Origin of the sequence: Mesorhizobium sp. M5C.F.Cr.IN.023.01.1.1 (assembly GCF_003997585.1) — a bacterium.
GTDB classification, from domain to species: domain Bacteria; phylum Pseudomonadota; class Alphaproteobacteria; order Rhizobiales; family Rhizobiaceae; genus Mesorhizobium; species Mesorhizobium wenxiniae.
Map to the genome: position 1 here is coordinate 1 of NZ_RZSU01000111.1, position 19,166 is coordinate 19,166.

The window sequence follows — 19,166 nt, forward strand, 5'->3', positions numbered from 1 at the left end:
CCGGCGCCGGGGACAGCTTCATAGCCGGATTCCTGAGCGGATGCCTTTGCGGGGAGAACCTCTTCGATTGCCTCGTCAAAGGCCGCAAGGTCGCCGCCGTAACATGCACTCATCTTGGTGGGTTTCCTCAGCCAGCCGTTCCCCTTTAGACAGCCCCGCTGTCCACAGTCTGCGCGATCTCACCTCACCAATCGCAAGATTGTGGGCTTAGTGGCGGGCGCCGACAAAAGCGGGTCAAGCGCTTCACTCGCGCTCCCCTTGCCGCGGGCAGAAGGCGCGTGTGGAAGTGGGGCGCAGGGCGACGGGAGTTGAAAGGTATTCCCGAAACTGGGAGATCTATGCATTGCCGAGTTGAGGGCGCGCCCGGCTTCTCCCAGTCGAAAATGCAAGTGGCAACAACCCCGGGCGAAGCCGGCCCTTTGCGGTCCGACTTAGCAATGTCCCAATCGGATCATCAGGGCTGGCACCACGAAGGTCGGCTACATTCGGATAGCCTGCAATTGACGAGGAACTGCGTGGACGACTGCCGACGAGTTCCACACTGCCACCTTATGCGACTTTGGGCTGTAGCAGCTAAGTTAAAATGTCCGGATCTGGCAAAGTAGGAATGTCGCCCCTGCATTTGCCTTGCCAATCTCCCCGCCTTCGAGCGCACAGGAGATTGCAGGTTGGGACTGGTTCTGATGAGCGAACGCGAGCTGCAGCGGATTGAGGTTCTGTCGAGGGTTAGAGCGAAGAATGACCAGCGCCACGGCTGCGGGTTTGCTCGGCGTCTCGGCCAGGCAAGTCCAGCGGCTAATGAAGACGTTTCAGTCTTAAGGCGCGCCGGCTCTTCGCCACAAGGCGCGTGGCCGTCCCTCCAACAACCGCATTCTTGATGGCGTTCGCGACTTTGCGCTGGAGCTGATTCGGGAGCATTACGGCGATTTCGGTCCAACGCTGGCGCGCGAGAAGCTGCTTGAGCGGCACCAGCTTGCGGTAAGCAAGGAGACGTTGCGCAAATGGATGACGGAGGCGGGCATCTGGACATTGCGCCGTGAGCGCAAGCGCCGGCTGCACCAGCCGCGCGGCCGGCGCGACTGTCTCGGCGAGATGGTGCAGATCGACGGCTCGCATCACTGGTGGTTCGAGGAGCGTGGGCCCAAATGCGCCCTGCTCGTCTTCATCGACGACGCGACCGGCCGGCTCCTACATCTGCGCTTTGCCGGGTCGGAGAACACGTTTGACTACTTTCACGCGGCGAAGTCCTATCTGCAGGCATGGGGCAAGCCGTTGGCCTTCTACAGCGACAAGCACGGTATTTTCCGGACGACGCATGGTTCCAAGTTGGACCGCGGCAGCGGCCTGACGCAGTTCGGCCGGACGCTCTACGAGCTCAACATAGACATCACCCCACAGGCGAAGGGCCGCGTCGAGCTCGCCAACCAGACGCTGCAGGACCGGCTTGTGAAGGAGCTGCGCCTGCGCGGCATCAGCACGATCGAGGCGGCCAACGCCTATGCGGCTGAGTTCATGGCGGACTTCAATGCGCGCTTTACCAAGGAGCCACGCAACCCGAAGGACATGCACCGTCCCTTCGCCGATCACGAGAACCTGGACGGGGCCTTGTGCCGCAAGGAGGTCCGCACGCTGGCGCAGGCTCTGACGCTGCGTTACGACAAGGTGATGTTCATTCTGCACCCGACCGAATTGGCGAAGAAGCTTGCCTGCAAGAAGGTGGTCGTCTGCGACTATCCTGATGGCCGTCTCGAGATCATGCATGAGGGTGTCGCCCTGCCCTACAGAGCCTTCGATGAACTGCGCTCTGTTCACCGTTCGGCGATCGTCGAGAACAAGCGGCTGGACGCCGCCCTGGAGATGGTTGCCGAGATGCAGGTCGGCCGCGATCTGCAGCGCAGCCGACGCGGGCCGCGCCGCACCGGCCAGACCGACCACATGTTCGGAATCCCTGATGGCGCTGAGAGCAACGGTTATGTGAAACGCGGTCGCAAGCCCGGCAGGCCGCCTGGTTACCGGCGTGAGCAAGCGCCCACTGAGGCGCCCGTACCGGAAGTCGGGCGCGCATCCGTCGAGGTCGATCTGCGGCTGACGGAAGTTGACAAGAATCGTATCGCCGATGTCGTCACGATGCTGAGCGAGTATCGGATCCCGCTGCGGTCGACGCCGGCCAACGAAGCTAGTCCGTAGCGGCGGCTCTCTAATCTAGCCGAGGGGTGCCTGACTGAACCGCACCCGATCGGGCTGCGCAATCCCGACCAGCTGACGCCCGATCGGGCGCTCTCGTTGTGGCCGTCCCCACCGCCATGCGACATTTCTACTTTGCCAACAACGCGACATTCGAACTTGGTTGCAACATCAAAGCACAAGTAGAGAACATTCACGGGCTAGGTCTCTAGCTCATCACCTTGAGGTCAGCCTCGCGCCAACTCCTGACGTTGCGCTGCACGCAGAAGGTCGCGAGCCGATCCGTTGCCGGCCGTCAATGACGTGGGCGTTGGACGCCTGGATTGAGCCCAAGGCCGGTCATTTTCACCAACGGAAGCGTGCACAACTATCCAAGCTCATGGATCGTCACGCTCGGAATAACGGCCTTGGCGACCTCGCACAGGTATTGGTGATGCGTGAGGTAGATCACCTGACCCGCATATCCCATCTCCCCAAACAGCTTGAAGACCTCCTCGGATAGGACGTGATCGAAGGTTTCCATTATATCGTCGGCGATAAAGGGCACAGAGGGTCCAACCGACTCGACTCGCTGTCGCTTTCGCCAGATCATGTTCACGGGGGGCGCTTGGGGGATGGTATTCCGATTTCGAAAATCTGTAAGGATTGCGCCGGGAGTCCGGATAAATCTCAACGCGAAAAGTGCCAGCGTGCGGGTTGGACCGAAAGGGCTTGGATATACAGTTAGCACAACAGGCAAAAAGCGCCTCAGTGCGAGCATCCCGGGCACCGGACTTTCTTATTCAGAGGTTGTTTCGTCGAAGCGACGGCCCGTGCCTAGCGCGCCGTCGCAATTAGTTGCTTCTCAAACTAAGCCGTCTTCGAAGGGCCCGCTCGCCCTTGTGCTACTAGCCATTGGCGCTGGACTGGTTTGGTGCAGCACGCCGTATAATGAAACCCCCGGATTCGTGCAGCCGAATCTAAAGCCCGCGACAGCAGAACCGGACCCCCGGGCCTCCCAGGGTACAGACGCTTATGCCGGGCCCGCCCCTTCCGTTCAAAAGACACTTTATAGCACCGCAAACGTTCGCCTACGGACATCCCCATCGGCTGAGTCCCAGATTGTACTCACCGTCCCAGTTGGATCTGCAGTGTTGTCATCGAAGCGCGAAGGCTCTTGGCATCACGTTTCATACGGGAACTATTCGGGCTGGATTTTAGGCGATTATCTCGCGGAGCCTGGCACTGAACCAGCGGCAACTCCTTCGCCGGTAGCACCACTGGTTTCAAGCGAACAGCCGGCCTCTGACAGCAACACAATTTCAGGCCGCGCGACCATCATCGATGGAGACACGATCGATATTGCCGGCACGCGCGTGCGTTTCAATAGCATCGATGCGCCTGAGAGTGCTCAGCTCTGCCGGAATTCAAAGGGCAAGAACTACCGCTGCGGCCAGTCTTCTGCGAAAGCGCTTGATGCCTGGCTGGCGAAATCCCGGCCCGTAACCTGCACATTCATAGATTGGGATCGCTACGGCCGCTTCGTCGGCGACTGCTATCGTTCCGACGGCACGGCGGTGGCAGGATGGCTGGTCACCGCCGGCCACGCAATGGACTGGCCGCAGCATTCGGGCGGCGCCTACGCGGGCCACCAGGACGAAGCTCGGCTGGCCAGGCGCGGGATCTGGCAAGGCGAGTTTCAGCCTCCTTGGGAATGGCGTGCCGCACAGCAGGCGCCTAAGCCTGAAACCACGAATCCAGTTCGACTGCTCTCCGGCTCATGCGACATCAAGGGCAACATCAGCAACAAGGGCGTTCGCATCTACCACCTCCCCGGCCAGCGTTTCTATGACGAGACAGTGATCAGCCCTGCCAAGGGCGAGCGAATGTTCTGTTCAGAAGATGAGGCGCGCGCGGACGGTTGGCGCCGGTCGAAAAGGTGACTATAGCTGCAACTTCGTTGGACTTTGTATAGTCCGAGCCGCTGCAGTTCGATGCTTTCAAGCGTAGCTGGTTCTGTCGACGTCCAGATGGAAAGCCGTTCGCGCCATGCACGTCCGCTTTTGCGCAACGAAGACTTCCAATGCCGTCAGCGACGAGGTCTGCTTTCAGGATGCGACGGTGCAGACGTGAGCGACCGACATTGGGGCGCATTGCTGACCGGCTGCTACTCGACGAGAATGGGCCGAGAGCAGACCGGCGGCTTAGGGGTAATGATCTTTAAGAGCGGACATTCAGTCGTTGACATTACCGCGACCTAGCCCCTGGCAGACCTTCGCCTCAGCCGGGCCCTGCCGCTTGCCGTGGGATGGGGGTTCTTGCACGCATCTTCCGTCCGAGATGTCCCGGGACTCCTGTTACGGCTTAGACTACTCGGTCTGAAACGTGGTAAGTTCGAGGGCCAACGGCGAGGGATTTCAACCGCCGCGGCGTGAGAGTGGAGCCATGCCGAGTCCTTTCCAAGTTCTTCGTCCTGTTGGCAGGCTGACGCTCGCCCTCTGGCTTGCTACGGGCCCTGCCGCTAGCCAGGAAGGGGTCGTGCACTGGCGCATGAACAGTCTGCTCCATCCCAAGCTCTTCGGCGAAGCTGGTGAGCGCTTCGCCGAAACGGTGCGGCGGCTGTCGGACGGCGGCTTTATCATCCAGGTCCATGACCGGCTGGTGCTCGACCAGGACACCTTCGGCGCCCTGAACTCAGGGCTGGTCGACGCGGTGTGGGGCTCGGCAGGCCATCACCACCGCGAGGATCCTGCGCTGACAATCTTTACCGGCTTTCCCTTTGGTCCTGACCCGGCCGGCTTTACCGCCTGGATGAAAGGGGGCGGTGGGGCCGAGGCACTGGAGGCGATCTACGCGCGCCACGAAATGAAGAGCCTCTATTGCGGTATTCTTCCCGCAGAAGGCGGAGGCTGGTTCCTTGCGCCAGTCGAGAGTTCCGCCGATCTGGAGGGGCTGGCTATGCGCAGCTTCGGTTACGGCGCTCGGGTTCTGCAGAAGCTTGGCGTTGTCCCCTACGAACTTCCAGCCGAGGAGATCCGGCCGGCGCTGGAAGCTGGGCTGATCGATGCGGCCGAATTTTCGCTGCCGTCCATCGATGCCGAACTCGGCATCGCGGAGGTTGCCAAGTACCTCTACTTCCCCGGCTGGCAGCAGCCGGTAACCTCACTTGAAATTCTGATGCCGCAGAAGACCTGGGCCGCGCTATCAAATCACCAAAAGGCCGTGCTGGAGACTGCGTGCGGCGACACCCTGTCCTGGACCGCGGCCGAGGCAGAGGTTGAACAGGTCGAGGCCATCGCGGCTTTTCGCGCTATGGGCGTCGAGCTGCATGCCTGGCCTGACGAAGTGCTTCTCGATCTGAGGGAGGCGTGGAACGAGGTCATCGCGGAGGAGACCGCCCGAGACCCGCTGCTCGCCGATGCCTGGAAGAGCTATCTGCAATTTCGCGATCGGTACGGCGATTGGCAGGCGCGCGCCTACGCCAAGTAGCCGGGATCAGCCCGGCATGCCAGCCAACCTGAGCCCCTCCAGCACAATGGCGAGGCCGCTTTCGTCGGCTAGGCCATCGAACGATTGCGCCACGCCCGTAACGGTCTGCTCGGGCCGGTGCCCAAGCGCGGCCGTGACGACCCTGGCCGCTTCGTCCAGCCGGCCGGCATGTGCAAGGCTCGCGGCGAAGAGCCATCCTGGCCACCACCGCGCGTTTGCGAAAGTCCCGGCGCCATAGAGCGGGCCAAGTTCCTCTGCAGCTCGCGCCGGTTCTCCCGCGAGCAGGTAGCTCAGGCCAGCGACCTGGTGGTGCCAGTCCTGCGGCGTCGGATCGAGGCGCAGAGCCTGCTGGATTGTCAGGACCGCCTCGTGCGATCGGCCTGTCAGGGCCAGCGCTTGGGCAAGCACCGCCAGGTTGTCGGGATCCTCAGGATCGATCGTCACCGCCGCTCGGGCATTTGCCAGTGCGTCGACGGGAGAACGCATTTCCGGGAAGGGGGAGAGTAGCCGCATCTCTGCGAGCAGCCGGTGCGATCGCGCACCGCCCCCAAGCGCCACTGCGCGCTCCACCATCTCGAGCGCCCGCGCCATCTCACGACGACCGCCTCCCCACGCAAGGTGCTGAACTTCCAACCAGTAGGTCAATCCGAGGCTTGCCCAAGCCCCTGCATGTCGGGGATTGTCGGCCACCACGGCCTCGAGAAGGCCCCGTGCCTCTTCGTTGTCCCCACGCCGCCGCCAGTCTCGTGCCGTAATGAGCTCGTTTGCCTGCACAACCGCTCCATCTGCCGCGCTGAGTTCCACCACGGAATCCCGCGGTTGCGCGAGCCAGAGAGTGGCCATCGCCACTATGAGCGCTGCAGTCAGCCCGCTCGTCCACGCCATCCAGCGTTTCCAGCCAGGCTCGACCGGCTCCTCCGCCTCTGAGCCCGGGCCTACGAGCATATATCCTCGCCTTGGCACCGTTCGCAGCAGGCCCATCCCCTCCGGGCCAAGCACTCTGCGGATATCGCTTACGCATTGAGCAAGGGAGTCATCGGAGACGAACACATCCGGCCAAGTCGCCTGAACGAGATCGTCTTTGCTGACCAGCTGTCCGCGTCGCTCGGCGAGCACTTCAAGCACCCGGTATGACTTCGGCCGCAAGAATCGCTCCGTGCCGGAACTATCCTGAAGGCAACCGCGCGTACGGTTCAGGACGAAATCGCCGAAGCGAATGCTGCGTGGGTAATCCATACCGGAGCCCGAGGGTGCGACGGCCAGATTATAGCAGGATTTCGTGACTCTCTCAGAGAGCTTTCATGACCTTCTGCGCCGGCGGGCCCAGCCTCGGCTTGATCACCCGAGGAGGCGCTCATGCGCAGATCAGTTTTAGGGCTCGCCGTCGTGTGTCTCGCCGCGGCCAATCCGGCCGCCGCAGCCGAGCCGGTAGAAACGCCGCCTGTGCTCGAGACCATCGGACTATGGCTCGCAGCGAACTACGACCTGCCGTTGGCGCAGCCTCCCGCCCTTGTCACCGCGCCCGCGATCGAACTTGTCACGATGCGCTACGGCGCCGGGTCTACCGTCTCGTCGCCGGAGGTCGTTGCCGTCTATGATGAAGGCGTCAATACCATCTTTCTTACCGCAGGCTGGACGGGCCGCACCCCGGCCGAACTGTCGGTGCTGGTGCACGAGATGGTTCACCACCTCCAGGCCGCCGCCGAGATGCGCTTCGCCTGTCCAGGGGAGCGCGAGGCGCTCGCCTATCGTGCCCAGGACGCTTGGCTTCGGCTGTTCGGCACTGACCTGAAGAGCACCTTTAGCATCGACCCTGCGACACTGCTTGTCGCCACAGTGTGCACTCATTAGGTCGAAGAAAATGAAGAGCGAAAGCTCCTTCCTTGGAGCAAGTGGCCAGTCCGTCTGCGGCAAAAAGAGGAAGCGGATGTTAGGCTGCATGGCCCGACGTGGTGGCCTGAACTAATTCACATGCCTTGCTCTGAAACCTGCAGTTAACTAAACGGCCCTACCTTCCACCCAACTCGGTGCGCGGGGGTTCAGTGCAGTCAAACGTTTGTGCATTTCCGCTGTATCGGCAGCGAAGAATCGTCAGCGTCGTAGCGGAAGCACTCTCATCCAAGGACGGAGAGCACGCCAATCGCTTCTGGCGCCAGATCGCGAGAAACCTTCTCCGACAGCTCGTCGCATCGGGTGTGGCTGTTGAGACAGCCGAGGAAGAAATCCGGATGCTGCTCTGAGTTGTCCTGGGTGAGATGCAGCGGAACAGCGTCGGCGGGCGAAAGTAGTCAATCAGAGCGGACGAAACGGACCTTATCCTCTCGCCAGGAAAACTTTTTAGCCGGCGTCAGCCCAAGCATGCTGCGCAGCGTCTCGATGCTCGGTATCATCCTCCCACCATTGTGGATGAGCGGCGCTGTTGTGGAGCATGCGCTTCGTGATAGCTTCAATCTCTTCGAAACTTAGGATTGCCTCCGGCAGCCTTTGTCTTTTGAGGTGTTCACGAAGTTGATCGTAAACGCCCATTCTGTCCTCCCTCAGAAACAGCACTCGATCCAGATGCGGCGTTCGTCCTGTGTACGCCACTCGCTGGAAGCGCCAGAATGTCCACCTTCTTGAAATCAGTCAAAGTGCTCATCTGGCCGATCGGCCTATAGAATGGTCACTCTTGCGCTGGTGGAGGCAAAGTTTGCCTCCACGCCCGACATGAGGCGCATGCCGGTCCGGCAGTTTGGGGGCCGAAAGCAGTCAGGCGGCTTAAGGCTACCGATTCGCGGAGACCAGACGTTCGCTGGCGCGAGAAGCGTCGTAGCCGTTCCGCTCGAAGAGGCTACTTGCCCGAAGGCACCGATACATCCATTTCTGGCACGTAGCTGGAAATGAAGTTCGAGCATCGCCACATCAGTATACGGACCGGCAGTCTGATGGAACTATTGTCATTGATAACAATCTTTGCGACCGACGAAGCGTCTCGCGACTGCCGTTGATGTTTGAGGAGTGTGAATGACGGTACGCTTTGCATTTGACAACAGCTATGCTCGGCTGCCGAGCTCGTTTTATGCGCGTGTTTCCCCGACCCCGGTCTCCGCACCGCACCTCCTCAAGCTTAACCAGGAGCTGGCCGTCCAGCTCGGGCTCAACCCGGTAGAACTCGCCACGCAGGCGGGTGTTGAGATTCTTGCCGGCAAACGGATTCCCGAAGGTGCCGAGCCGATCGCTACCGCCTATGCCGGACACCAGTTCGGTCAGTTCGTGCCGCAGCTCGGCGACGGAAGGGCAATCCTGCTAGGCGAGATCGTCGATCAGGAAGGAGTGCGCCGGGATATCCAGCTAAAGGGCTCCGGCCGAACACCGTTTTCCCGCGGCGGCGACGGGCGGGCGGCGCTTGGCCCCGTTCTGCGCGAGTACATTGTCAGCGAGGCCATGGCGGCTCTTGGCATTCCGACCACTCGGGCGCTTGCTGCGGTTATGACGGGTGATGAGGTGATACGAGAAACCTACCTGCCAGGCGCAGTGCTGACACGGGTCGCATCCAGCCACATGCGGATCGGAACCTTCGAATTCTTCGCGGCGCGCGGGGACGTGGATGCGGTGAGGGCTCTCGCTGATCACGCGATCGCCCGGCACTACCCGGATGCCGCGGGCGCTGCTCGCCCCTACCTGGCACTGCTGGAGAGTGTGATTGCGCGCCAAGCGAACCTCGTAGCGCAGTGGCTCCTCGTCGGCTTCATTCACGGGGTTATGAACACCGACAACATGTCTATCGCCGGCGAGACGATTGACTATGGCCCCTGCGCTTTTCTGGACATCTACAATCCCAACACCGTATTCAGCTCGATCGACCAGTTAGGTCGCTACGCTTATGCCAATCAGCCTGCGATCGCCCAGTGGAACCTGACGCGGCTGGCGGAGTGTCTGCTGCCCCTCCTGGCTGGGGATCAGGACAAATCCGTGGAGCAGGCCCAAGAGGCGCTTTCTGCCTTCGCAGCACGGTTCAGCGACGCGTATAATAGTGGCTTGCGTCGCAAGTTGGGACTTTTGTCGGAGCGGGAGGGCGATCTTGCGCTGACGCATGATCTTCTCGATCGGATGGTCGCTGGCAAGGCGGACTTCACCCTGACTTTCCGACGCCTGAGCGAGGCCGCTATTGGACCCGAAGGCGACGTCGCGGTGCGCAGCCTCTTCGAAGACCCTGCCCCATATGACGACTGGGCCGAGCGCTGGCGCAAACGGCTCGGGCAAGAGCCGCAGGAAGGTTCAGTGCGCCGGGCTTCCATGCAGCGCGTAAATCCGGCCGTTATCCCGCGCAACCACCGCGTTGAGGCGGTCATCGAGGCCGCCGTGGAGAAACAGGAGTTCGGACCGTTCGAGGACCTTCTGACCGTGCTCGGCAAGCCATACGAAGTCCAGCCAGGGTTCGCGAGCTATGCCGAGCCACCACCGCGCGATGGCCGCGTCTATAAGACCTTTTGTGGGACCTGAACCTGAGGTTCGTTTTGAAGAGATTCGTTGTATGACGAAAAGGAGCGCTCGGTCGCGCGAGCGACGTTCCGGCTAGCATTCCAAGCTTTGCGTTCCGGCATCGCAGGATCGTGCTGGAAATGTCCATCGTGCTTCTCCTTCGGCGCACCATTGGCCGGAAGGGAAGCGAAAGGGGACTAGTCAGCAGCGGGGCCGGAAGGAGACGGTCAGCTCCTGGCTACGGAGGGCGGACATTCAGGTCACGATGGGCATCGTCGTGATCTGACCCCGTTCCAGCCGTTCTCGGCACACCTGATGAACGACTGCTGTGCGCCCCGAGTCGGCCATCCGGACGCTATGCCCGGTGCTCGGAAGCGGCCGTAAGCTCAGGGCGAAAGTTCACGTCCGCTGCGCTGCGAGATAGGGGAACCCCATTGATTGTTGGGACGACACCGGCTTTAACGCTATGGTGACGGACACCCCTGCACCATGGCAAAATATGAGAATCCGGCCTTTTTCGATCCACATCCCCAACGAAGCACTCGCTGACTTGCGACATCGCCTGCATGCGACGCGTTGGCCGAGTTCACTTGATGACGAGAGTTGGGCCGACGGCGCGAACCTGCTGTTCATGCAGCGGCTTTCTCACCATTGGCTCCACAACTTTGACTGGCGCGCGCAAGAGGAGCGGCTGAACCGACTACCACAATTCATCGCCACCATTGATGAGGCGGACGTCCACTTCGTCCATCAGCGCGGGACAGGGCCATCACCCATGCCAATTGTCCTGACGCACGGCTGGCCAGGCTCTTTCGCTGAGATGGAACACATCATTCCGTTGCTGGCCGACCCCGGAGCTCACGGCGGCGATCCCACCGATGCTTTTCACGTCGTCGTGCCCTCCCTTCCCGGCTATGGCTTCTCGCCTGCGCCCTCCTACCCTGGTGTCAGCGCACGAACGATTGCCCAACTGTGGCATCGATTGATGGAAGGTCTTGGTTACAACCGGTTTGCAGCTCAAGGGGGCGATATCGGCGCCGGTGTCTCGGCTTGGCTCGCGCGGCAGTTCCCAGACAGCTTGGCAGGCGTTCATGTCAACTATATTCCGGGCAGCTTCCGCCCGACCCTGGGACCGGCATCACCGCCCGTGACAAATGAGGAGCAAGAGTTTCTTAAACGGGTTTCGTCCTGGGCGGCAGATGAAGGAGCCTATGCGGCTTTGCAAGGCACCAAGCCACAGACGCTGGCCTTCTCGCTGACTGATTCTCCCGTGGGTCTCGCTGCCTGGATTGTCGAGAAATTCAGATCCTGGAGCGATTGCGATGGTGATATCCAGCGCGTTTTCTCCCTGGATACGCTGCTTACCGATATTTCTATTTACTGGTTCGGCGACAGCCTCAGCGCCTCCTTGCGGCTGTACAAGGAGAATCGCCTTTGCCCGCTCTCGTTCGACCTTGATGAGCGCGTGACGCCGCCATTTGGCGTCGCGCTCTTTCCCCACGAACTGCCGATGCCGCCACGGTCTTGGGTCGAGCGCGTTTTCGATGTCGCCCGCTGGACTGAGATGCCGGCGGGGGGCCATTTCGCGGCACTTGAGCAGCCAGAGTTGCTGGCACGTGAAATTCGCGCCTTTTTTCGGCCGCGTCGTCAGCCTTAGGGACTGTCACCTCTTACGGGTAGAGGACCATTCCTGCGTGATGGAGCGCGCCGTCGACGAACTTCCCGTCGGCGGTGAAGCCGGTATCGTCCCAATAGAAGATGTCATCGCCTCGCAATCGCTTAGGACAGCAGCCTCGACGGCAGCTTTCTGATGCCGCGCCAAAGAGCGGACCGGCTCCTAACGGCCCCGAAGTCGCCTAATCGGCTGCCATTTTGGCCCCCGTGCATTATTCGGACACGGATTCACGGTAGCGGCGTAACGATCACGGGCGAGCGGTCAATTGGAGCGGCATCAGGGTCCAGCCAGACATCCGCCCAGTGACGATCAGCCGGTCGCCGGCACCGGAATCGGCATCGACGTCGAGGCGTGGTTCGGTCGTTTGACCTGATGGGCACTCAATTTACGAACTTGCCGAGGTCGATGGAGCGACCAGGTTAGGCTCAGACGCTCGCGGCAACAAGCGCCCGGCTAGCCTCAGTTCCGTCGTCACCTTGGTCGCCGGCCGGCATCACCGACCGGCCTTCGGCACCCGTCAGGTGGCCCGGCTCTCGGTCGAGTGCGGGCTCCACTTGATCAGACGGGCCTCGGCGATGTCGAGGATGCGGTCGATGATCAGCACGAACATCGCGAGGATCGTAATGCCGGCGAAGACGCCGACCGCATCGAAGTTGCCTTCCGCCTGGGCGATCAGATAGCCAAGGCCGGCGGAGGCGCCAAGGTATTCGCCGATGATCGCGCCGACTACCGCGAAGCCGACCGAGGTGCGCAGCGACGATAGGATCCAGCTGGCCGCGGCCGGGAAGTAGACGTGGGTCAGCAGGCTTGAGCGCCTGGCGCCGAGGATCCGTGCGTTCGCCAGCACCACGGGGTTGACTTCCCGCACGCCCTGCATTGCGTTGAAGAAGGTGATGAAGAACACCAGCGTCACCGATAGCGCCACCTTCGACCACAGCCCGAGGCCGAGCCAGAGCACAAAGATAGGAGCGAGCACCACGCGGGGGATGGCGTTCAGCGCCTTTATGAACGGGTCGAGGATGCGATAGGCGCCACGGCTAAGCCCTAGCCAGACGCCGGCCGCCACGCCGAGGGCGGTACCAATCACGTATCCGAGCACCGTCTCGGTGAGCGTGATCGACACATGCCTGTAGAAGCCAGGGTCGATGATCCAGGCCACGATCTGGTTCATGATGTCGAAGGGGGCAGGGAAGAAGAAGACATCGATCACTCCGGCTTCCACGCCGAGCTGCCACCCGCCGACAATGACGACCAGCAGTCCCAGCTGGATCATACGTTCAGTCATGGCGTTCATAGCTTTTCTCCACTTCGCCGCGCAGGGACGACCAGATATTGCGGTAAAGATCCATGAAGCGCGGATCGAGTTTGATTTCCGAGACATCGCGCGGCCGGGTGAGATCGACAGGGAAGCTGTCGATCACGTGGCTGCAAGGCCCGGCAGCGAGGACGACCACACGGTCGCCGAGCGCGATGGCTTCCTCGAGATCGTGCGTGATCATCACCACCGCGCGGCGCTCCTCCTGCCAGAGCGCGAGCAGCTCGTTCTGCATCAGGTGGCGGGTGTGGATGTCGAGCGCCGAGAAGGGCTCGTCCATCAGGATCACCTTCGGGCCGGTAATCAGCGCCTGCGCCATCTGAACACGCTTGCGCTGGCCGCCCGAAAGCTGGTGCGGGTAGCGTTGCTCGAAGCCCTTCAAGCCCACCTTGGCGAGCCATTTCATGGACAGTTCGCGCCTTTCGTTCGCGCCTGTTCCCTTGAACATCGGCCCGAGCTCGACATTTTCGAGCGCCGTCTTCCACGGAAGGAGCGCATCCTGCTGGAAAAGGTAGCCGATGTTGTTCTGGACGCCATGCACCGGCGCTCCGTCGATCGAGACAGTCCCGCTCGCCGGCTTCAGAAGTCCGGCGATGGCGTTGAGAATGGTACTCTTGCCGCACCCCGTCGGACCGACGATGGCCAGAAACTCGCCATCCGCAACAGTCAGGTTGACATTCTGGACGGCGATGAAGGTGCCAAAGGACATGGTGACCGAATCGATCGACACCATCGGCCTTGGTTTGTCCGGGCTCATCATCGTTGTTGCCGACTTCACTACGGCCAGTGCCATGACTTCCTCCTTGTCAGTTGGCGACGTTGCGCGGCGCCTTGCCAACGAAGTCATTCGTGTAGGTCTTGGAAAGGTCGATTTCAGCCGCCGCGACCTTTTCGTTGAAGCTTTTCAGAACCGCGAGTGGGGTTTTGACGTTCTCCTCGCTGATGAGGCCATCCTTCGAGAAGATCGCCTTGGCGTTTTCGACGGCCCTGATGTAGGTCTCGCGGTCGCCGGAGATGAATTCCTTTGGCAGTTTTTCGACGATTTCTTCGGCCGAATGGCTGTCCATCCATTCGAGCGCCTTTACCGTTGCGTTGGTGACCTTCTGGACCGTCTCCGGATTGGCGTCGATGTAGTCCTGGGTGGCGTAGAGAACCGACGTCGGATAGATGCCGCCGTAGATTTCCTTGGCGCCGTCGTCGCTACGTGCGTCAATCAGGATCTTGCCCACGCCCTTTGCTTCGATGAAGGTGGCCGCCGGGTCATAGTTGACGAGCAGGTCGACCTTACCTTGCTCGAGGGCTGCGACAGCAGCGGAGCCGGAGCCGACGCCGATTAGCGACACGTCGTCGGCCGACAGGCCGTTCCGCTGCAGATAGTAGCGGACAAAGAAGTCGGACGAGGAACCAGGCGATGTGATGCCGATTTTGGCGCCTTTGATCGTTTCCGGCTTGGCCGGGTCGAAGGTGCTATCCTTGCCGCCGGCCAGAACGAGGCCCGAATTGCGGGCGAGTTGGATGAATGCGACGACCGCCTTGTTCTGCGACTGCATCTGGATCGTGTGATCGTAAAAGCCAACAGCGATATCCGTCGAGCCGGCCACGAGCGCCTGAAGGGTCTTCGAGCCGCCCGACGCGAAGTTCTCGACGGTGACCTCCAGACCCTCCTTTTCGTAGAGGCCGAGACCGGCTGCGACCGGGAAAGGCAGGTTGTTGAGGTTGTAGGAACCGACGCTGATGCGCACGGGCTCCGCCAGGGCGGAGCCTGCAAAGGCAACGGTTGCCACAAGGGCGAGCATGAGCTTACGCATGATTTTCCTCCAAGTTATGTGGCGCCCCTCCCGGCGGCCACGGTCATTATGCCGCGCAGACGAACTGCGCGACAGGTTTTGCGAAAACATGTCCTTCGAATAGGCGGCGGGCGGTGCGCAGGATGCCCGCGACGATCTTGCCGTTCCTGTCCTGAAGCTTGACGTCGAGATGGCCGCTCGGGTGCTCGATCGATAGGACCACCGGTGGTTTGCGAGTGCCGATCAAGCGGGATGCCACCGTATTTTCGGAGATGCAGGCCGTCGCGATCCCGACAGCACCTGTCGTGGCAAGCGAGGGATGGCACTGGTGCGGCATGAAATAGCGCACATTGATGTCGCCGTCTGCTCTTGGCCGGGAAATCAGCACCGGCTTCGGTGTCACCTGGTTGCTGACATCACCCATACCCATTCGCTCACCGGCGGCAATGCGCAGGCGCTCGAGCCGTTCCAACAGCGCCTTGTTTCCGTTGAGTTCGGCGGCTGTCTCGAACCCGCTGACGCCGATGGCCTCAGCCTCGAGGAGTATCATTGGTATGGCGCAGTCGATGCAAGTGACGTTGACGCCGTCGATGACCTCGTTCGGTTTGCCTGTGGGAAATAGCTGGCCCGTGCGGGCACCTGCGGCATCCATGAACGTAAGCGCAATCGGCGCCGCGCTGCCTGGAACGCCGTCGATCGCCGCGTCGCCGAGATAGGAGACGCTACCGTTGGGCGTCGGGACTTCTGCCTCGATCAGCTTTCCGGTGTTGACGTTGTGAATCCGGATGAGCGTCGTAGGACCCTGCACCGGCACAAGCCCCGCTTCGATGGCGAAGGGGCCGACGGCCGCAAGCATGTTGCCGCAGTTGGGGGACATATCGACGATCTGCTGGTCGACGCGCACCTGTGCGAAAAGATAATCGACGTCCGCGCCCTTGATGCTTGCGGGACCAACGATGGCCACCTTGCTTGTGACCGGATTGCCGCCGCCAATGCCGTCGATCTGCAGCGGATGCCCTGACCCCATGACCGAGAGCAGGATCTGATCGCGAAAGGCTGGATCGGACGGTAGATCGGAGGCGAGGAAGAAGGGCCCCTTGGACGTGCCGCCGCGCATCAGAGCGCACGGAATGCGGATCAGATCGTTCATCGTGCGACATCCTCCCTTTCATGCGCTCCGTGGTTCAATCATCTTGTTTGTTACGTGAATCCGATTAATATGAGAAATGCTAAAATCGGAGATTTTGATGCGTTATGAACATCAACTGTGAAATCCTGGACCTCCGCGCCTTTCTACTCGTCGTGGAGCTCGCGAGCTTCCACCGGGCAGCGGAGTCGCTCAATCTCTCGCAGCCGGCGCTGAGTCGTCGCATTCAGAAACTCGAAGGCTCCATCGGCGCGCCCCTCTTGGAGCGGACGACGCGCCATGTGGCGCCCACCGCCGTCGGCGGGGAGCTGGTCCCGCTGGTGCGCCGGATGCTGGAGGAGTTTGACGGTTCGCTCTTCGCCTTCCGCGAACTGGGGGAGCGGCGAGGCGGGCTTGTCACCATCGCCTGCTTGCCGACGGCGGCTTATTACTTCCTGCCCTCGGTGATCCGGCAGTTCGATGCGCAGTACCCCAACATCCGCTTCCGGATTCTCGACCTTCCGGCGACCGACGGGCTTCAGGCGGTCGCGCGCGGGGAGGTCGAATTCGGGGTCAACATCATGGGTTCGTCCGATCCCGACCTGACCTTCGATCGTCTGATCGAGGACCCCTTCGTTCTCGCCGCACGAAAGGAGCATCCGCTGGCATCAAGGGATGTCCTGACTTGGCAGGATCTCGTCCCCTACCAGCTCATCACCGTCCATCGGTCGAGCGCGAACCGGATCCTCTTGGATGCCTCGCTGACGAAGTCGAACCTCGCGCTGCGCTGGTCCTATGAAGTGACGCATCTCTCGACGTCACTCGGTCTGGTCGAAGCCGGTCTCGGAATATCGGTCCTGCCGCGCATGGCGACCCCGCAGGGCGACCATCCGTTCCTGGTCACAAGGCCCATCCGCGATCCCGAAATCTCGCGCACGATCGGGGTCGTGCGTCGACGCGGCGCGTCGCTCTCGCCGCCCGCCGAGAGGTTCATGCGGATGCTGATTGAAACCTGGGGTGATGCTTCAACGCCTCGAATGGCAACCTGAAAACAGCATTTGGCGGATGCAGCCTGCGGATCGACAATTCGCCTGCGGAAACCGGCTGACGAGTGAGGCGAGCCCTAGCACTGGGTTATCGCTTAGAGAGTACCTGAGGGATGTGCCCCTGGCCGCGCGTCGGAAGAATTTCGCGAGGCAGCCACGACAGTGGGCCGCAAGCTGGGATATGCCATGTACTACAAGGAAGTAGGCAGGAGTCTGACACCGGAGCACTATATCTGGACCGCCCCGGTTCACCTGACCAATTCAATGGCAAGGCCGCTCGGGGATTACCTAGCCCGCATGCTCCCCAACCAGACGATAGGGATGCGTCGTAACATCCAAGATTATGGACGGCGGTTCGGCTACAAGTCTGGATACAAAGAAGCAGACGCGCTCCAAACCCGCAACGTCAGCTATCGCTATGATTTTTGGCTTTCCGGCCCAGAATGCACATGTCTGCTTCTGGCGCATCCACGTCTGTCAGCGGTCGCCGGGAAGGTCGGCTTTCAGGCGGCGATCAAGTAGCCCTGAACGGCAGACATGGGGCGCGAAGCGGCCATCCAAGGTTCGGCCTACGGAAGTCGTCTGGGGTAGCAAGCGCATCAACTCATGCCACGCGACAGCAGGCAACTATCCGAGCTCGTGGATCGTTACGCCCGGCACGACAGCCTTGGCGATCTCGCATAGGTGCTGGTGATGCGTAAGGTAGATCACCTGACCCGCACTTGCCATCTCGCCAAACAGTCTGAAAACCTCTTCGGACCGGAAATGGTCGAACGTTTCCATTATGTCATCGGCAATGAATGGTACTGACGGTCGAAACTGGGCAAACTCGTAATAACCGGCAAGCCTCAGGGCCAGGTAGAGCTGAAAACGCGCGCCCTTTGACAACGCGTCGGCGACTTTGGACTGCCCGTCGCGCTGCAATGCGATGAGGACTTCGCCGCCCTTCACCGGTTGGGTTGCCAGACCCGAGTACTGACCGCGCGTGATGAGCGCGAAAGCGTCAGATGCCCGCGCCATCATCCCGGAGCGATGACGCTCGCGGTATACGCGCAGAGCGTTTCCAGCCGACATAACTCCCAGTTTCAGCTCGATATAACGGACGGCCTTTTCCTCGATTTCCAGCAGGACGGTGCGACGTTCGGCATCTATTCGGGCAACAGCGCTATCGCCGCCAATGGCGTCCAGCTTGTCTGCCGCTCGCGTCTGCCGGATAAGCTGTTGCTTTATCGCTTCATCAATATCCCGAAGCCGCTGCTCGCCTTCAGCCTTTTCGATCACAAGGCTATCGAAATCGATCGCATCCAATATTGAACGCGCCTGTTCGATCCCCGTCACAGCGAGCTCGGTCGACAACTGCTCCTCGAGATCGGCTACGGCAGTGCGCAGACGATCTCTGTCCCGCAGTAGTTCGTCGCGTTCCACGACTTCGGATAGAGTGGTTACGCCAAAGACGCCCAAGACTTCGTTCTTGCGGCGCTCATGCGCCGCGATTTCAACATCGAGGGTGTCACGAGCATCTTGCAGGCGCTGCAGGTCATCGACGAGGTTTGCCTTCGCCTCGCGAGTACGATCAGCCGTCTCCAGGCGCTCAGCAAGCCGGATCGCCAACTGCTCCGGTTCGTCGTCGTCCGCCGGTTCACCCGCTTCGGCTGCAGCAGCGGTAACCTCGACAATGAAATTGTCTCTGTCTGCCTCCATCTTCTCGATGCGGAGCTGCATGGCATTCCGATCCTGAAGGGTTTTGGACAGTTCAGCCAATTGATCGAGTACGCTCCCGACTCCGGGGGCCGAAAGCCCGCTCTCGAGCCAGGTGCCCTTAAGCGCTTCGGCAACGCCGGCCAGCCATTCTTCCTCACGCCTTTCTGCCAAGTCCACGGCCCGTCGTCTGGCAGCCAGATCCTCCTCCTTCGCGCTGACTGTTCGGAGCGCCTCGGCACGTTCAGCGTCCACTTTGAGCTGCCTGTCGAGGAACAGCTCTGTGACGGCCATGATCGTCTCCAAACTCTCGCCCGCATCCGACCGTATGCCGACGCTCTCCAGCGCCCCGCTCAACTCCAGGTGTATCTGGTCTCCCTCCTCGGCCGCCCGACCAGCCTTCTTA

At 61.2% G+C, this 19,166-nt stretch carries 14 protein-coding genes and 4 pseudogenes; 9 read left to right on the top strand and 9 right to left on the bottom strand.

The genetic code is table 11. The features are described from left to right. Positions 1–149: PfkB family carbohydrate kinase (locus tag EOA78_RS29365; RefSeq protein ID WP_164783991.1), on the top strand; the 149-nt coding region annotated here is incomplete at its 5' end. A 534-nt stretch (positions 150–683) separates the two neighbouring features. After that, a pseudogene (locus tag EOA78_RS29370) lies at positions 684–1,995 on the top strand (ISNCY family transposase); the annotation flags it as partial. A gap of 556 nt (positions 1,996–2,551) precedes the next feature. Here the strand turns inward: EOA78_RS29370 and EOA78_RS29375 are convergent. Then, positions 2,552–2,731 (bottom strand): annotated as a pseudogene (locus tag EOA78_RS29375) (hypothetical protein); the annotation flags it as partial. A gap of 67 nt (positions 2,732–2,798) precedes the next feature. Between EOA78_RS29375 and EOA78_RS37985 the strand changes: the two are divergent. Further along, a complete protein-coding gene (locus EOA78_RS37985; protein WP_164783992.1) occupies positions 2,799–4,106 on the top strand; it encodes a DUF4236 domain-containing protein in 1,308 nt (435 codons plus the stop codon). A 607-nt stretch (positions 4,107–4,713) separates the two neighbouring features. Next, positions 4,714–5,652 (top strand): hypothetical protein, encoded by a 939-nt coding sequence (locus EOA78_RS29385; RefSeq protein WP_206533525.1) that lies wholly within the window; start codon positions 4,714–4,716, stop codon positions 5,650–5,652. Positions 5,653–5,658: 6 nt separating this feature from the next. On the opposite strand, the gene EOA78_RS29390 is transcribed toward EOA78_RS29385, so the two are convergent. After that, entirely contained in the window at positions 5,659–6,597 is a 939-nt protein-coding gene (locus EOA78_RS29390) for a tetratricopeptide repeat protein (RefSeq protein ID WP_245477811.1), read from the bottom strand. A gap of 411 nt (positions 6,598–7,008) precedes the next feature. On the opposite strand from EOA78_RS29390, the gene EOA78_RS29395 reads away from it, so the two are divergent. Next, entirely contained in the window at positions 7,009–7,503 is a 495-nt protein-coding gene (locus EOA78_RS29395; RefSeq protein WP_245477812.1) for a DUF6647 family protein, read from the top strand. 486 nt (positions 7,504–7,989) lie between these two features. On the opposite strand, the gene EOA78_RS29400 is transcribed toward EOA78_RS29395, so the two are convergent. Further along, the gene (locus tag EOA78_RS29400; RefSeq protein WP_127318551.1) at positions 7,990–8,178 is read right to left on the bottom strand and encodes a hypothetical protein; all 189 of its coding nucleotides are present in this window, start codon (positions 8,176–8,178) and stop codon (positions 7,990–7,992) included. 477 nt (positions 8,179–8,655) lie between these two features. On the opposite strand from EOA78_RS29400, the gene EOA78_RS29405 reads away from it, so the two are divergent. After that, positions 8,656–10,134 carry a protein adenylyltransferase SelO gene (locus EOA78_RS29405; protein WP_091600647.1) on the top strand — a complete coding sequence of 493 codons (1,479 nt, stop codon included), beginning with the start codon at positions 8,656–8,658 and terminating at the stop codon, positions 10,132–10,134. Positions 10,135–10,579: 445 nt separating this feature from the next. Further along, on the top strand, positions 10,580–11,770 hold the full coding sequence (locus tag EOA78_RS29410; RefSeq protein ID WP_245477814.1) for an epoxide hydrolase family protein: 1,191 nt from the start codon (positions 10,580–10,582) through the stop codon (positions 11,768–11,770). Between the two features lie 13 nt (positions 11,771–11,783). Here EOA78_RS29410 and EOA78_RS29415 read toward each other — a convergent pair. The 5 genes and pseudogenes from EOA78_RS29415 to EOA78_RS29435 all read right to left on the bottom strand — a co-directional run. After that, positions 11,784–11,891: pseudogene (locus tag EOA78_RS29415) on the bottom strand (Atu4866 domain-containing protein); the annotation flags it as partial. A gap of 414 nt (positions 11,892–12,305) precedes the next feature. After that, complete coding sequence (locus EOA78_RS29420; protein WP_127318553.1) at positions 12,306–13,082, bottom strand: ABC transporter permease; 777 nt, start codon at positions 13,080–13,082, stop codon at positions 12,306–12,308. Further along, entirely contained in the window at positions 13,066–13,896 is an 831-nt protein-coding gene (locus EOA78_RS29425; RefSeq protein ID WP_127318555.1) for an ABC transporter ATP-binding protein, read from the bottom strand. The genes EOA78_RS29420 and EOA78_RS29425 overlap by 17 nt, the downstream gene beginning before the upstream one ends. A gap of 13 nt (positions 13,897–13,909) precedes the next feature. Continuing rightward, entirely contained in the window at positions 13,910–14,911 is a 1,002-nt protein-coding gene (locus tag EOA78_RS29430; protein WP_127318557.1) for an ABC transporter substrate-binding protein, read from the bottom strand. 46 nt (positions 14,912–14,957) lie between these two features. After that, entirely contained in the window at positions 14,958–16,040 is a 1,083-nt protein-coding gene (locus tag EOA78_RS29435; protein WP_127318559.1) for a 4-oxalomesaconate tautomerase, read from the bottom strand. 104 nt (positions 16,041–16,144) lie between these two features. Between EOA78_RS29435 and EOA78_RS29440 the strand changes: the two genes are divergently transcribed. Together EOA78_RS29440 and EOA78_RS29445 are read left to right on the top strand one after the other, a co-directional pair. Continuing rightward, the gene (locus EOA78_RS29440; protein WP_127318561.1) at positions 16,145–17,065 is read left to right on the top strand and encodes a LysR family transcriptional regulator; all 921 of its coding nucleotides are present in this window, start codon (positions 16,145–16,147) and stop codon (positions 17,063–17,065) included. A gap of 159 nt (positions 17,066–17,224) precedes the next feature. Then, a complete protein-coding gene (locus EOA78_RS29445) occupies positions 17,225–17,584 on the top strand; it encodes a hypothetical protein (RefSeq protein ID WP_206533527.1) in 360 nt (119 codons plus the stop codon). Positions 17,585–17,689: 105 nt separating this feature from the next. On the opposite strand, the pseudogene EOA78_RS29450 reads toward EOA78_RS29445, so the two are convergent. Continuing rightward, positions 17,690–19,166 (bottom strand): annotated as a pseudogene (locus tag EOA78_RS29450) (hypothetical protein); the annotation flags it as partial.